The sequence below is a fragment of the Atribacter sp. genome (assembly GCF_035418125.1).
In the GTDB taxonomy this organism is placed as follows: domain Bacteria; phylum Atribacterota; class Atribacteria; order Atribacterales; family Atribacteraceae; genus Atribacter; species Atribacter allofermentans.
The window spans coordinates 1-14210 of record NZ_DAOLQM010000030.1; the positions used below are offsets into that span (position 1 = coordinate 1).

Annotated in this window: 15 protein-coding genes and 1 tRNA gene; all 16 read right to left on the bottom strand. The window is 38.7% G+C overall.

Features of this window, described 5'->3' with window-relative positions; translation table 11 throughout:
- Nucleotides 1–904, bottom strand: a 904-nt coding sequence (gene eno, locus PLK24_RS03175; protein WP_324476317.1) for a phosphopyruvate hydratase, incomplete at its 3' end; no start/stop codon positions are given.
- A 115-nt stretch (nt 905–1019) separates the two neighbouring features.
- A complete protein-coding gene (locus tag PLK24_RS03180; protein ID WP_324476318.1) occupies nt 1020–1277 on the bottom strand; it encodes a S4 domain-containing protein in 258 nt (85 codons plus the stop codon).
- Nucleotides 1264–1713: a hypothetical protein gene (locus tag PLK24_RS03185; protein WP_324476319.1), complete on the bottom strand. Its 450-nt coding sequence runs from the start codon at nt 1711–1713 to the stop codon at nt 1264–1266. The genes PLK24_RS03180 and PLK24_RS03185 overlap by 14 nt, the downstream gene beginning before the upstream one ends.
- Nucleotides 1665–2468, bottom strand: a complete 804-nt coding sequence (gene mazG, locus PLK24_RS03190; protein ID WP_324476320.1) for a nucleoside triphosphate pyrophosphohydrolase — start codon at nt 2466–2468, stop codon at nt 1665–1667. Before mazG ends, PLK24_RS03185 begins: the two co-directional genes overlap by 49 nt.
- Before the next feature lie 63 nt (nt 2469–2531).
- Entirely contained in the window at nt 2532–5618 is a 3087-nt protein-coding gene (gene mfd / locus PLK24_RS03195) for a transcription-repair coupling factor (RefSeq protein WP_324476321.1), read from the bottom strand.
- The gene (locus PLK24_RS03200; RefSeq protein WP_324476322.1) at nt 5615–6193 is read right to left on the bottom strand and encodes a hypothetical protein; all 579 of its coding nucleotides are present in this window, start codon (nt 6191–6193) and stop codon (nt 5615–5617) included. Before PLK24_RS03200 ends, mfd begins: the two co-directional genes overlap by 4 nt.
- Before the next feature lie 21 nt (nt 6194–6214).
- A complete protein-coding gene (gene pth / locus PLK24_RS03205; RefSeq protein WP_324476323.1) occupies nt 6215–6784 on the bottom strand; it encodes an aminoacyl-tRNA hydrolase in 570 nt (189 codons plus the stop codon).
- Nucleotides 6785–7453 carry a 50S ribosomal protein L25 gene (locus PLK24_RS03210; RefSeq protein WP_324476324.1) on the bottom strand — a complete coding sequence of 223 codons (669 nt, stop codon included), beginning with the start codon at nt 7451–7453 and terminating at the stop codon, nt 6785–6787.
- 80 nt (nt 7454–7533) lie between these two features.
- A complete protein-coding gene (locus tag PLK24_RS03215) occupies nt 7534–8502 on the bottom strand; it encodes a ribose-phosphate diphosphokinase (RefSeq protein ID WP_324476325.1) in 969 nt (322 codons plus the stop codon).
- A gap of 7 nt (nt 8503–8509) precedes the next feature.
- Nucleotides 8510–9892, bottom strand: a complete 1383-nt coding sequence (glmU, locus tag PLK24_RS03220) for a bifunctional UDP-N-acetylglucosamine diphosphorylase/glucosamine-1-phosphate N-acetyltransferase GlmU (protein WP_324476326.1) — start codon at nt 9890–9892, stop codon at nt 8510–8512.
- Nucleotides 9893–10120: 228 nt separating this feature from the next.
- Nucleotides 10121–10196: transfer RNA gene (locus PLK24_RS03225), tRNA-Gln, on the bottom strand.
- Nucleotides 10197–10256: 60 nt separating this feature from the next.
- Nucleotides 10257–11618 carry a PFL family protein gene (locus tag PLK24_RS03230; protein ID WP_324476327.1) on the bottom strand — a complete coding sequence of 454 codons (1362 nt, stop codon included), beginning with the start codon at nt 11616–11618 and terminating at the stop codon, nt 10257–10259.
- 68 nt (nt 11619–11686) lie between these two features.
- On the bottom strand, nt 11687–12010 hold the full coding sequence (locus tag PLK24_RS03235) for an ACT domain-containing protein (RefSeq protein WP_349770649.1): 324 nt from the start codon (nt 12008–12010) through the stop codon (nt 11687–11689).
- Complete coding sequence (nfi, locus tag PLK24_RS03240; RefSeq protein ID WP_324476329.1) at nt 12003–12704, bottom strand: deoxyribonuclease V; 702 nt, start codon at nt 12702–12704, stop codon at nt 12003–12005. Before nfi ends, PLK24_RS03235 begins: the two co-directional genes overlap by 8 nt.
- A gap of 191 nt (nt 12705–12895) precedes the next feature.
- The gene (locus tag PLK24_RS03245; RefSeq protein ID WP_324476330.1) at nt 12896–13129 is read right to left on the bottom strand and encodes a Veg family protein; all 234 of its coding nucleotides are present in this window, start codon (nt 13127–13129) and stop codon (nt 12896–12898) included.
- 84 nt (nt 13130–13213) lie between these two features.
- Entirely contained in the window at nt 13214–14008 is a 795-nt protein-coding gene (gene rsmA, locus PLK24_RS03250) for a 16S rRNA (adenine(1518)-N(6)/adenine(1519)-N(6))-dimethyltransferase RsmA (RefSeq protein WP_324476331.1), read from the bottom strand.
- Nucleotides 14009–14210 lie beyond the last annotated feature (202 nt).

A 14210-nucleotide genomic window follows, 5' to 3' on the forward strand; every position in this document is an offset into this window, starting at 1 on the left:
CAAAGGTCATTTTTTTCCAACCTTCCCAATCATCTTCGGCTAATCCATCTTCAATAGATATGATTGGGTATTTTTCCACCAACTCTTGATAAAATTCTATCATCTCATCGATATTCCGACGAGCACCTTCTCTTTCAAAAACATAAATACCGTCTTTGTATAATTCAGATGCTGCCGAATCTAAAGCCAAAAAGACATCTTTGCCTGGTTCATACCCCGCTAATTGGATAGCTTCGATGATAACTTCCAAAGCCTCATCGGAAGAATGAAGGTTTGGAGCAAAACCTCCTTCATCTCCAACGCCGACGGAATACCCTCTTCTTTTTAAAACTTTTGCTAAGTGATGAAATACTTCAGTTCCAGCTCGCAAAGCATCCTTAAATGCTTTTAACCCACAAGGAGCAATCATAAACTCCTGGATATCAACGCCACTGTCGGCATGCTTCCCACCATTTAAGATATTCATCAAAGGAACTGGTAACTCGCAAGCATTAGCACCGCCAATGTACCGATAAAGTGGAAGACCAGCATATTCAGCTGCAGCTTTCGCAATCGCTAAGGAAACACCAAGGATCGCATTGGCTCCTAATTTTCCTTTATTGTGAGTACCATCCAGATCTATTAAGACTTTATCAATCTTGGCTTGATCAAGAGCATCGAGACCAATAATTTCCGGAGCAATAATTTCGTTCACATTTTCTACTGCTTTGGTTACTCCTTTGCCAAGATATCGGTTTTTATCACCATCACGGAGTTCAACTGCTTCAAAAGTCCCAGTTGATGCTCCCGAAGGAACAGCAGCCCGACCAAAAGCACCCGATGCTAAAGTCACTTCTGCCTCTACTGTAGGATTTCCGCGGGAATCAAGAATTTCTCGAGCATGAACATCAAAAATTGTACTCATGAGTTTATCATCTCCTTTAAAAAGTCAACTTAAGATCAATGAACTTAACCACTGCAATAGTTTCCCTAAAAACTACAGTATGGTTGAAGGAATGCCTCCCACACCTATAGTTGTCTTACTCCGTTTCCAGTTTTTTTTGTTCAATTACTGAAAAAAGGTCATCAGAATATTGATTGTTAACCGGTATTTGTAAAACCTTTACCCGAAGCATCATAACCGGAGAAACAATCTTAATTTCATCTCCAACTTTAACCATTGATGATGACTTGGCTAAGTGATTATTTAAATAAACCCGGTTATTTTTGCAAGCAACCTGAGCTTGAGTTCGTCTTTTAATCAACTTGGAAACTTTTAAATATTTATCCAGTCTCATCAGTTTCCCAAGGGAGAATCGATTCTTCTGGTAGTTCTGGAAAACACGAGTATTCCACGCCTTTACCCAAAACCACTAGCTTAACCAATGATAATACTTGTTTGGTCTTTAAAAAATTCTCCAGTTGGAAAAGTACTTGTTCATTGGGAAAATGATCGGCAACCACCAATACTCTTTTATCCCTTAACTCACCACAATTGTCCCAATTGACTATTAAATGGTCATTCTGATATCGGATGGAAAGGGTCCTGATTTCTCTTGGAAAAAAATTATTCAATATGCCGCACACAATCGAACCGGCTGAATTTACCGCCAAATAAATATCAGGATTCCACCCTTTTACCAATGGCAATAATACTTTGATTCGATTAAATAGATCTCCAAAATCTATTGGTTGTTTTGGATAAGTTTTATTTCTTGTTTCGCTTTGTTCCATAACTCATCCATCTCCTCTAAAGAGAGGTTTTCAATTTTTTTCCCTTGTTTTTTTATTTCGTTCTCCATATAATGAAAGCGTTGGGCAAAGCGTTGGGAAGCTTTTTGAAGAGCATCCTCCGGTTGAAGTTGAAGATGCCGGGAGAGATTAACTAATGCAAATACCAAATCCCCCCATTCCTCTTCGATTGATTCTTGATCATGACTTTTCCAGGCTTCTTCAAATTCATTCTGTTCCTCAATTACCTTTCTCCAAACCTCATTGGCATTTGGCCAATCGAACCCTACCCGAGCAACCCGGCTTTGAATGACTTGAGCCCGGAGTAAGGCTGGTAAACTTGGAGGTATGGATGAAAGCATGCTCTCCCTTTCCTTCTCGCCTTCTTTAATGGTTTCCCAATTTAACAAAACTTCATCCACGTTTTGAACCTGAATATCTCCAAATACATGAGGATGTCTCTTCTTCATTTTAAAAATGAGCTGTTTTAAAACGTCAACAATATTAAAAGAACCCTGTTCTATTCCAATTTGTGCTTGAAAAACAATATGAAGCAACATATCTCCCAACTCTTCTCTTAAATCAGCTTCGTTCTTTCGATCAATTGCATCAAAGGCTTCGTACATCTCTTCAAGCATAAGTGGCTTTAAACTTTCTCGAGTTTGTTCTCGATCCCAAGGGCAACCATTTTCGCTTCGAAGGATTGCTACCAATTCAATTAACTCTCCAAAATACTTTTTGGCTTCTGAATCACTCATTTTATCCATTGAAGGAATATCTCCACTATCCTCAATAAACTGTAGTTCTATATGAAATTTTTTTTATCCTTTCCCTACCATTGGATCAAACAGACGTAACAATGAATTTAATTTTTGAAATGGTATCCTTAAAGTTTGCTTACCATGGTAATTTACCAACAAACCTTTTACACCATGGTTCCGGAATTTTTCATTGAGGCTGACCAGTACCTCAATTGGAGCACCGATATAAATCTCCCCGTTTTTTTCTTCAATTGTATCAACTTGTGCTATTTTACCATAATAACGCAGGGTTGTAATTTTTAAAAGAGTTTCAACTTCCCTTGGTAAGCGTCCATACCGATCTTCAATCTCTGCCCTCAGATCTTCAATATCATTCAGTTTCTGAGCCTGCAGTAAACGTTGATAATAACTAAAACGCTCATTTTCTTGCTTCATATACCAATTTGGGAAAAAAGCATTTTCCTGCAAAACAATGGTGGTTTGGAGATTCGTTTCAGTATTTTCTCCCTTAAGCCGGGATATTTCTTCCTGTAACATTCGAGTATAAAGGGAAAAACCAATCTCTTGAATAAATCCATGCTGAGCTTGACCCAAAATATTACCTGCTCCTCGAATTTCCATATCACGAAGGGCTAATTTATAGCCGGTCCCCAATCCCTCGAATTCCAAAAGAGCATCCAAGCGCTCCTGAGCTTCATGGGTTAATCTTTTTGGATAAAATAAATAAGCATAAGCCTCTCGGTCAAATCGTCCTATACGACCACGCAGTTGATAGAGTTGAGACAACCCAAAGAGAGTTGCCGGATCTACAATTAAAGTATTGGCATTCGGAACATCTAACCCAATCTCGATAATTGTTGTACAAAGTAAAATATCAATTTCAGCATTATAAAACTTCTCCATAACCTTTTCTAAATCAGGCCCGGAGAGTCGTCCATGAGCAATTCCAATTTGACACTCAGGAAAGAGTAATACCAACTCTTCATAAATTTTCATCAAGCTTTTAATTCTGGGGCTCACATAAAATACTTGACCCTTTCGCTCGAGTTCGTATTGAATTGCTTCCTTGATCATTTTTTGACTTCGAGACGCAACCACGGTATGAACCGGCTTACGGCCTTCAGGAGGTGTTTCGATAACGCTGATATCCCGAATACCGGTAAGGGACAGATACAAGGTTCGGGGAATCGGGGTAGCGGTGAGGGTGAGGACATCAACAGTTGATTTCATTTTTTTAAGCCGCTCTTTGTGCATAACCCCAAATCGCTGTTCTTCATCAATGATGACTAACCCGAGGTCATGAAATTGAATATCTTTTTGAATGAGCCGATGGGTACCGATCAAGATGTCTATTTCATTATTTTTAATTCCTTCAACAATTTGTTTTTGTTCCAGCATTGATTTAAAGCGGTTTATAACTGCGATTCGTACCGGAAATCTTTTCAAACGCTCTTTAAAGGTTAGATAATGCTGCTCGGACAAAATGGTTGTTGGTGCCAACAAAGCAACTTGTTTTCCATCCATAACTGCTTTAAAGGCCGCTCGTATGGCAATCTCAGTCTTCCCGTAGCCCACATCGCCACAGATGAGCCGATCCATTGGTCGTGTGGATTCCATATCACGTTCCACATCAATAATTGCCTGTTTTTGGTCGGGAGTTTCAATATAGGGGAAAGATAGCTCAAGTTGCTTGTGCCAGGTAGAATTCAGAGAAAAGGCATGGCCTTGTTCCAGGTTGCGAAGAGCATATATTTCTAATAATTCTTGAGCAGTTTCCTGTATTGATTGAGCAACTCTTTGTTTTGCCTTTCCCCATTCATCTTTACCCAACCGAGATATTTTTGGCTTTACATCACCACTTCCAATATACTTTTGGACTAAGGAAGCACTTTCAACTGGAACATAGAGGATATCACCAGCTGCATATTCAATGACCAGATAAACCCGGTGTACCCCTTCCAAAACCATTTCTTTGATTCCCTTAAAAATTCCGATTCCTTGTTCCTCATGAACAATATAATCCCCGGGTTGAAGTGAGCTCACCATTTCTTCTTCTATTGGTGATTCTGCTCTTTTTTTACTCGGTTTAGTAAAATCTTTTCCAAAAATTTCCTGAGTCGTGAAAACCGAAAAACCCAAATCGGGAAGCATAAATCCTTCTGCCGGAAAACCTTTTAAAAGAAAAATTTGGCTCGGTTTTTTAATATCTCTAGCATAGGGGATCTTTTCCTCATCCAAGATCGATGCAAACAATTCGATTTTTTCAGATGGGAAAATTAAATAGGTTTTCCCCCAATTATTTTCCTTCAATTCATCGATCAATTTTGTTATTTCTCCAAAAAAAGAAGGCGGACGAGAAGCCGTAATAACCATCTCCGGTAAGTCTCCCCTCGAAACAATTCCGGTAATCACCTGAGGGATATGTGATAAATGAGTGTTTTCGATGAATACATCATCCCAAAAAATGAGATGAGCTTGTTCCATTATAAGTTTAATCAAGGGTACGGTTTTAAATTCTCCATCACTGGGAATGACTAAGGCGTGTTCCAAATCATGGTCAGTCCTTTGGGTATCGGCTTGAAAATATTTCATTTTTTCTAATAAGTTTCCCAACCAGTAAGTTCTTATTGGTTCAATACCATCGGGGGGATAGACATCAACCACTTCGCCACGAATGGCTATATCACCCTTCTCTCTAACAAAATCCTTTCTTTCATATCCCATTCGATAGAATTGATCAATTAATTGATCGCGCTGATATTCTTTTCCCTTCTCCAATAATACTGACAGACTCATAAAGTTTTCTAACTCAACGACTTCTTGGTCGAGTTCATTAACATTTAAGACAATAACTAAATTCTTTTTTTCACGTAGGGTTTTTTGGAGAACAATTCCTGAGTATTTCTCCTCAAAGTCAACACCAATAGCCATCATCCCATCTTGGTTTAAAAAAGAAAGACTTTCAATTTGCCGAAAAACTTTTCTTTTTATTTCTTCACTGGCAGTTATATAAAAAATTGGAGAATAATTGGTTCTGGATAAAAGTCGGGCAATAAAAGGTCGGACCGGTTGAATTGTTGAAAGTGAGCACCGGTTTGAAGATCGGATTTGTTGGGTAATTTTTTGAAGAAAATGGGAAATATTCATGAAAAAAACCGAATGACTAAATAGGTTAACAAGATCGAAAATCCACTCCCAATTACTATTTGTGGAAAAGTATGCTTTTTAAGAATATAGCGTGCCCATCCAATCGGTATAAGCAAAATATAGGCCCATACAAAAAGGGGGTTCACTAAAAATACCAAAGCGGTAACTGGTCCAGCGACACCGGCCATATGCATGCTGATTTTCCAAAAAAGCGATATGAAAGCTCCAAATAAAGTAACGGCAATATAAGAAGCCGTAATTGCCAATATTTGATAAGGAGCACCGAGGTACCAAAAAACAATAAAACCGATTAGGTATAACCCTACAATACTTAGGTAAGGGATAAAACGCTCCCGTCGATCGGGAAGATCAGGATCGGATATCTTGTTACAACGGGCAAGGATAAAAACTAAAGCTATTGGTGCTAGAGCAATAAATACGATACCCAGCAAAGCATACCAAAATCCCGTAACCGTGGGAACAACAGATAACGAAACGATAAAATAAAGAGCTATTGGTATAAAAGTGGGTTGACAAATAATGGATATTCCTTTGGCTATTTTTTTGGTTTCCACAACGATGTATCTCCTCGGCAGTTATGACGCAGAAATGGAGTTAAACCGGTTCATGGCATATTGAACACCATGAGTAACAATACAGATTAAGGCTTCGACTGATCGCTTTTCTGAATCAGCGAGAACAGCTGCTTCATCGGCAGGAGGTTTGAGCAATACATACTCAGTAATTTCGTCTTTTTGTATTGGTTTTCCAATGCCTACCCGTAAACGGATAAATTTTTCTAGATTACAGTATTCAGCAATGGAAAGAACGCCCTTATGGCCCGCCGTACCGCCACCGCGACTGATCCGGATTCTTCCTGGAGGCAGATCAAGTTCATCATGGATAATGATCTTATCCTCAAAAGATTTGGCTATAAAACTCAAAAAGGATAAAAGCCCCAAACCACTCAGGTTCATATAAGTAAGGGGCTTTACCAGATAGAGCTCACGGCTGTCAATTTTACCGTGACACCATTGAAAGCGTTTTGATTCATTCCATCTCCATTGACGCTGTTCAGACAAATTATCAACAATTCGAAAACCTACATTATGACGGCTGTATTGATATTTTTGACCGGGATTTCCAAGTCCGACAACCAAAAACACTTAGTCTTCCTCTGCTTCTTTCTCCTTCTTCTCACCTTTTTTAACCACTTCTGGTTCGGGTGTTTCAATTTCTTCTTCTGGAACCTCTTCCTCTAAAACTACGGGAGGTGTGACAACCACAACGACGTCTTCAAGGTTTTCAGTAAGTTCAATTTCTTCTGGAACTTTGACATTCTTAAGGTGAACTGCGTCACCGATTTCCAGGCCGTTGATATCAACTTCAATAAATTCGGGAATGACGTCAGGCAAACATTCAATTTCAACTTCTTGCATAACCTGTTCCAGAGTACCACCTGCCTTAACTCCCGGTGCTTCACCCTTGAACATAAGTGGTACTTTTAAAGTAATCTTCTGATCGGCTCGTACCCCATAAAAATCAATATGCAAAACCTGTTCTTTAATGGGATTCCTCTGAAGATTCTTGATAATCCCTCGATGAATATTACCATCGATAGAAATATTTAATAACTGGTGGGTTGCTCCCGGTATCTTTAAGACTCTTTTTAACTCACTTTCTTGAACTTTTAACATAATCGTATTGCCTTCTTTACTTTCTTGAGCATAATAAATCCCGGGCACCCAACCCGACCTTCTTAGCCTTTTCATATTTTCCTTTCCAATCGACTCTCTCTTTTCGGTATTAACGGTCAAGATTTCTCTTTGATTCATAGCATTCCCTCCGCTCTCAAGCGTATGATAGTTTAGATTTGACTGTCCGGTTATTTATACTTTAAACCGACGGAGTTTTCTCACGAGAAAAGCTCACTGACGGATAGTTCACTATAAATTCTTTTTATTGCCTCAGCAAAAATTGGTGCCACTGATAGAACTCTCACCTTATCATTGGTTCGGATACTCAACTCTTCTGAATTGGAAGGGATAGTATTGGTTACAACCACTTCTTTCAAACAAGAATTCTTGATACGATCTAAAGCTGGTTCACTAAACACCGGATGGGTGGCACAAGCATACACTTCAATAACTCCTCGATCTTTTAAAGCTTGCGCTCCTTCAACTAAAGTTCCAGCAGTATCAATAAGGTCGTCAACTAATATCGCTCTTTTCCCCCGAACATTTCCGATTACATCCATGACTTGAACCTCAGCATAGGTCGGTCGGTATTTATCAATGACAGCTAAATCAACACCCAAATGATTAGCAAAATTTCGAGCTCGTGCTGTTCCTCCCACATCGGGGCTTACCACTACAACATCCGATAGGTTTTTCGAAGCAAAGTAACGAGCCAGGAGTGATTGAGCAACTAAATTGTCGACGGGGATATCAAAAAATCCTTGAATTTGACCAACATGTAAATCCATGGTTAAAACTCGATCAACACCGGCGGTTACCAGTAAATTTGCCACTAATTTCGCAGAGATTGGTTCCCTTCCTTTGGTTTTTCGATCTTGTTTCGCATACCCATAAAATGGAATTACTGCGGTTATTCTTCTGGCTGATGCACGATTCAATGCATCAATCATAATCAGAAGTTCCATAATATGATCATTCACCGGTGGACAAGTAGGTTGAACAACAAAAACATCACCACCTCGAACGCTTTCTTCAATTTGTATTCGAATTTCTCCATTAGGGAAACGACCTACATCAGCCCGACCCAGAGGAAGATCAAGATACCAACAAATTTCTTGTGCCAGGAATGGATTTGCTCTTCCAGTAAATACCTTCATATGCTGGCTTATTTCACTATAGCAAATCATTTTCCAATCAGCTCCTGTTTTTTTTCTTTTCAACCCATTTGTCAATGTTAACCTGTCTCGCCCGACCCACACCGAGAGCTCGAGAAGGAACATCACGGGTAATCGTCGAACCGGCGGCGGTATATGCTCCTTCACCGATGGTTATCGGAGCAACTAATGAATTATTGCTCCCGATAAAAACCTGGTCATGAATAATGGTTGGATGTTTTTTATATCCATCAAAATTACAAGTGATTGTTCCCGCCCCAATATTAACTTTTTTTCCTAAGGTAGCGTCACCCAAGTAACTATGATGCAATGCCTTAGTTCCTTCACCAATTTCAGATTTTTTGACTTCAACGAAATTTCCAATCCGAGCATTTTTTCTTATCAAAGAATTCATTCGGATATGGCTAAAAGGGCCAATAATTACCTCATCATCCAGAATAGAATCCTCAATAACACTATATTCAATGCGACAATCTTTGCCAACTTGTGATTGGATTAAATGGGTATAGGGCCCAATTTTCGTGTTTTCTTTGATTTCACTATGGCCTTCAATAATTGTTCCAGGATACAACCAGACATCCTTTTCACATTTGACATCCCAATCGACATACACCGATTCGGGATCAACGATTTTAACTCCCGATTCAAATAGCTGGTTTATTTTTTTTCTACGAAATAACCCTATAACCGTTGAAAAGTCATCTGGTGAGTTAACATTAATAAACTGTGTATCCCAGGGTACAGTATAAACCAAAGTTTTAAAATTGAGGTTTCTTGCTACCTCAAGAACATCAGTAAGGTAATATTCTCCCTGAGCATTATTTTTTTGTATTGATTGAAGAACTACCTCTATTTCATTTTTTTGAAAAGCATAAATTCCCAAATTTATTTCTAAGATTTTTTTCTCGTCATCAGTACAATCTTTTTCCTCAACAATTTTCAGGGGAATTCCTTGAAAATCTCTTTTAATTCGGCCAAAACCATCAGGAATTTCTGATTTGGTGCTTAAAATCGCCACTGGAGAATGGTTTTTCTCAAAAAAAGTCATGAATTGATGAATAGTATTGGCTTCCAGAAGTGGCATATCGGCATATATAACCAATATCTTCTGAATCTCAGAATCGAGATGGGGTAAAATAGATTGTACAGCATGAGCGGTTCCCAAGGGTTCTTCTTGTATAACTAACTGAATCGCTGGATCAACAACCGATTGGATTTGGTCATAAGAAAAAGGAGAAACGACTGCTAACCGCTTCCCACAAAAATTGGGAATCTCCAGTTGTAAAAGATAGTTAATCAATGGCCTTCCCAAAACCGGTAAGATGACTTTTGGCTGGGAAGATTTCATTCGTTTCCCTTTACCAGCTGCTAAAACACAAATACACCAATCACGATAATCCATAAAAACCTCCTGGACAAACCAACTCAAAAAAATCATTTCACCATATACTTCTGAAAGAATTACATCTCATATGGCTAGTCTAATATATAATTGAGTATATTAAACTGGAACCACTGAAGTGGTCTTGACTACCTAAACCAAAATATTTTATCGTGTTCTAATATACTATTATAATTCAGTCCTACAAAAAATAAAACGCGACCGTATCAGCCGCGTTTTATTCTCAACTGGCTGGGGCGGAAGGATTCGAACCTTCGGAATCAGGGATCCAAAGTCCCTTGCCTTACCGCTTGGCCACGCCCCAACTCAAACAAAAAGCGAATTAATTATATATAATAGTATCTTTGAAGTCAATTTTCTTTCTCTAATTTCTAAGACTGGTTATTGGAGCTGGGATTCTCCCACCCCTCCCAATAAAATTTTTGGGGTTAGTGGGATTCACTTGAATAACTACCGTTTCTCCCAACAATCCTCCCCACACCACTTCATCACCCGGTTTTTTCCCAACCACTGGAATGATCCGAATCCCCACCGTTTTATTATTAATAACCCCAATTGCTACTTCATCACCAATAATCGCAGAAATAATCTCTTCAGGTGTATCACCAGGTATGGCAATCATATCCAGCCCAACCGAACAAACACTGGTCATGGCTTCAAGTTTCTCAAAATTTAATCTTCCCGTCTTTACTGCTTTAGTCATGGCTGCATCTTCACTTACCGGAATGAAAGCTCCGCTTAGACCTCCTACCGACGAAGAAGCCATGGCACCTCCCTTTTTACAGGCATCGGTTAGCATAGCCAGCGCCAGGGTTGTCCCCCACCCTCCACAGGTATCAATTCCCATCGCTTCAATTATTTCTGCCACACTATCCCCTACCCGAGAGGTCGGAGCCAACGACAAGTCAACTATTCCAAAATTTATTCCTAACTTTCGAGATACCTCTCTCCCGATTAATTCTCCTACTCGGGTTATTTTAAAAGCGGTTCGTTTGATAATTTCAGCAACTTGACCCAGATCGGCTCCTGGATGCCTACGGATCATTTCCTTCACAACACCAGGTCCGCTCACACCGACGTTAATAACCGCATCTCCTTCACCTAGCCCATGGAAAGCGCCTGCCATAAAAGGGTTGTCTTCGGGCGCATTGGCAAAAACCACCAACTTGGCGCAACCAATTCCATTTTTGTCCTGACTTAAATGAGCAATTTCTTTAATAATTTTACCTAATAATAAAATAACATCGACATTGATACCGCTTCGGGTCGATGCCACATTGACTGAAGAACAAATGTGTTCGGTTTGAGTCAAAATAGCTGGTAAGGAATGGATGAGATGTTCTGCAGCTGGAGTTATTCCTTTTTGAACTAAAGCCGTAAAACCACCAATAAAGTCGACCCGAATTTCTCGAGAGAGTTGATCGAGAAGAAGAGCAAGTTCAACCGGACCATTAACTTGGTCTTTTCCAAAAAGAAGAGAAACCGGAGAAATAGCCAAGCGACGGTTTACAATTGGAATTCCAAATCGAAGCGATACTTCTTCAACAACATCATGAAGGGATTGAGCATAAGAACGAATTTTATTGACCACATTTCGACAGGTGTCTATGACGTCTTTTCCTCGACAATCTAAAATATTGATCCCCAGAGTTACCGTTCGGACATCAAGGTTTTCAATTTCAAGCATTCGTATTGTTTCCAAAATTTCCGATCGATCATATAACACAATAATCCCTCCGATTACTTTAATCGGTTTAATAAAAACCGTTATCCTTTTCTGATTCAATCACGGCTTTAAATGCGATGCATGGCTTGGAATACACTGGTATGTTGAAGAAAAATTTGGACACCGATTTCTTCACCTTTTTGAATGAGGTGTTTTTTTAAATCGGCAAGAGAAATAGCGCAGTGACTTAGGTCACCAATTAATATCATGGTAAAATATTCGTTTAAAATTTTCTGAGTAATGTCTTCTATATTCACTTGGTTTTCAGCCAATAAAGAAGTTACCGCCGCTATAATGCCCACACGGTCTTTACCGACGACAGTAATAACGACTTTATCCTGTTGTTCCGCTGGTTGTTCCTCGGCAAAATTCGATGAAGCTATATCATTGATACTCACGAAATTTCACCTCATTCCTTTTTATTTTATCGGCATAAAGGTGAGCAATTCGAGTCGGTTCTGGAATTCGATATTTGCCCGTAACCTTTAATGTCCATTCAAGGGAATTTTGTAAATCAATCCGATGGCCTGGTGATACAAAAATTGGCTTTACTTCTTTCCTGCTCCGCAGAGTGGCGCCAATTATTTGATCATGGTAAAAAATCCAGGAATATTCGCCCTTTCCCGAGGGAGGCTCTACATACTGACCTACTAGCAGACTTTTAGCGACACCAATTGACACAATATTATAAAGAATTCCCATATGAGTGGCTAATCCCACTCCTCGAGGATGGGCAATTCCCTGACCATCGAAAAAGAAAATTTGAGGAATACTTTTTAAAAGTTGAAAAGCAGATGCTACCACTGGTCCCTCGCGAAAAGAGAGAAGGCCTGGGATGTAGGGAAATTGAACTTTTTTTATCGAATGAACAACTTCAATGACCTGAAGTTCAGGATAAGAAAATGTAACAATAACTGCACAGCCAAGGTTTTTTTCCAGATAAGAAACATCTATACCTGCTATGCATTGTATTTCTTGAGGATGGAAAGGAAAAGAAAAAGAAACCTGTTGGGTTAGGCTTCTTTGAATCCTAATCGCTTCCTGAGTATTAACATCAAATGGGAAAAAACGTGTTGGTTGTATCATTTTTTGAAATTTTAAATGGATTCTTTCAAAATCAAATCAATTGAATCTTCCTTATAATTTCATTATAAAGAAAAAATACCAAATTTCCATTAAAAATAATCAAAGAAGAAACTAAAAAAGTGGAAGTTCGAAGGAAGAGCTTTTATCTCTTTCGGCTGTTTAGTAGGTTATAAAAAACAAAAATATATCTTCTATATCAATTCAAGCTCGATAGTTTTGGTAAGAATATCTACATAATTAAAAGAAATCCGCTGGCAACAACCATCAACATCCATCTTTAGTGTGAAAAAAAACGGATAGGCAGTCTCAATTACTCCTTGTCTTATCACTGTTTTTTTGCGACCTTTATTAACTTCGATCCGGACTTCTTTCCCCTTTTTTTCCAAAACCCAAGCTTTAATTTGGTCAACGCTCTGGACTGGCAATATTATCTCGTTCTCCATAATTTTAGTTAATTATAATACTAATCTAAAAAAAAATCAACGAAAATAAGTTTTAGAAGCTGATGATTATGGCTCTACTTCCTTTGTTTGAGTTAGAATTTCTGAGAGTCTTATCCATTCCAGATTGGTTAAATCTTCTGGTCTTTTGGTGATTGGAATTCCGGCATCATTTATAATTAACGGATCGATAATCGGTCGTAATAGGTTGGAAATTTTCTTTCTTTTCTGTTTAAAAAAACCTTGAGCTAAGTTTACCACTCTATTGATTGTATTTATATCTGGTGGATAAGCTCTGGGCAAGCATTTTAAAATCACCGAATCTACCCGGGGCATAGGCCGAAAGCTGCCCCGGGATACCTCAAATCGTTGCTGAACTTGATAACGCATTTGGAAAATAATTGACAAGGGAACTCGTTTTTTCTCACCGGGTTGAGCCATAATTTTTTGGCCAAATTCTTTTTGGACCATCAAAACCAATCTTGTCCAAAGTACTGGGATTTGTAAGATTTTATACCAAATTGCAGTTGAAATACTATAAGGAATATTCGCTACAACTTTGAAAGAGTATTTAGAAAACGGGGCTAAAATCTGAAGCAGATCAACTTTTAAAAAATCCTGATTAAAAAAATGGATATTTGAATTAGAGGACAACTCTTGCAGAGTTTTTTGGTAAAGAATAGGGTCAATTTCAAAAGTCAACACTTCCCCACCATATTGGGCTAAATACCCGGTGAGATTCCCCATTCCGGTACCTATTTCAACCACACAATCATCCTTGGTGAGATCAGAAAACTCAATTACTTTCTCCAATACACCAGTATTAATTAAAAAATTTTGACCTAACTTTATCGAATCAAGCATTCTTTTTAGGTCTTTGTCAGAATCTACCCTTTCACCGTTGCTGAGTTCCCTTCAAGAGTAGAAAGATGATCTGGGAAAAAATAATCACATTTATCAACCGGTACAGTTCTCTCTTTTTGTTCTCCTAAAAGACACCTATAAATGCCTACTTTTTTCTTTTCAGGATCACAGTACCGACAAACCTGACAAAGACCCTCGGGAT

What these genes read in the sequence shown, in the direction of transcription:
- mfd (WP_324476321.1), bottom strand. Translation starts at nt 5,618, where the DNA reads ATGAATATTTCCCATTTTCTTCAAAAAATTACCCAACAAATCCGATCT.
- PLK24_RS03210 (WP_324476324.1), bottom strand. Translation starts at nt 7,453, where the DNA reads ATGAATCAAAGAGAAATCTTGACCGTTAATACCGAAAAGAGAGAGTCG.
- nfi (WP_324476329.1), bottom strand. Translation starts at nt 12,704, where the DNA reads ATGATACAACCAACACGTTTTTTCCCATTTGATGTTAATACTCAGGAA.
- rsmA (WP_324476331.1), bottom strand. Translation starts at nt 14,008, where the DNA reads ATGCTTGATTCGATAAAGTTAGGTCAAAATTTTTTAATTAATACTGGT.
- PLK24_RS03185 (WP_324476319.1), bottom strand. Translation starts at nt 1,713, where the DNA reads ATGGAACAAAGCGAAACAAGAAATAAAACTTATCCAAAACAACCAATA.
- PLK24_RS03180 (WP_324476318.1), bottom strand. Translation starts at nt 1,277, where the DNA reads ATGAGACTGGATAAATATTTAAAAGTTTCCAAGTTGATTAAAAGACGA.
- mazG (WP_324476320.1), bottom strand. Translation starts at nt 2,468, where the DNA reads ATGAGTGATTCAGAAGCCAAAAAGTATTTTGGAGAGTTAATTGAATTG.
- PLK24_RS03215 (WP_324476325.1), bottom strand. Translation starts at nt 8,502, where the DNA reads ATGATTTGCTATAGTGAAATAAGCCAGCATATGAAGGTATTTACTGGA.
- glmU (WP_324476326.1), bottom strand. Translation starts at nt 9,892, where the DNA reads ATGGATTATCGTGATTGGTGTATTTGTGTTTTAGCAGCTGGTAAAGGG.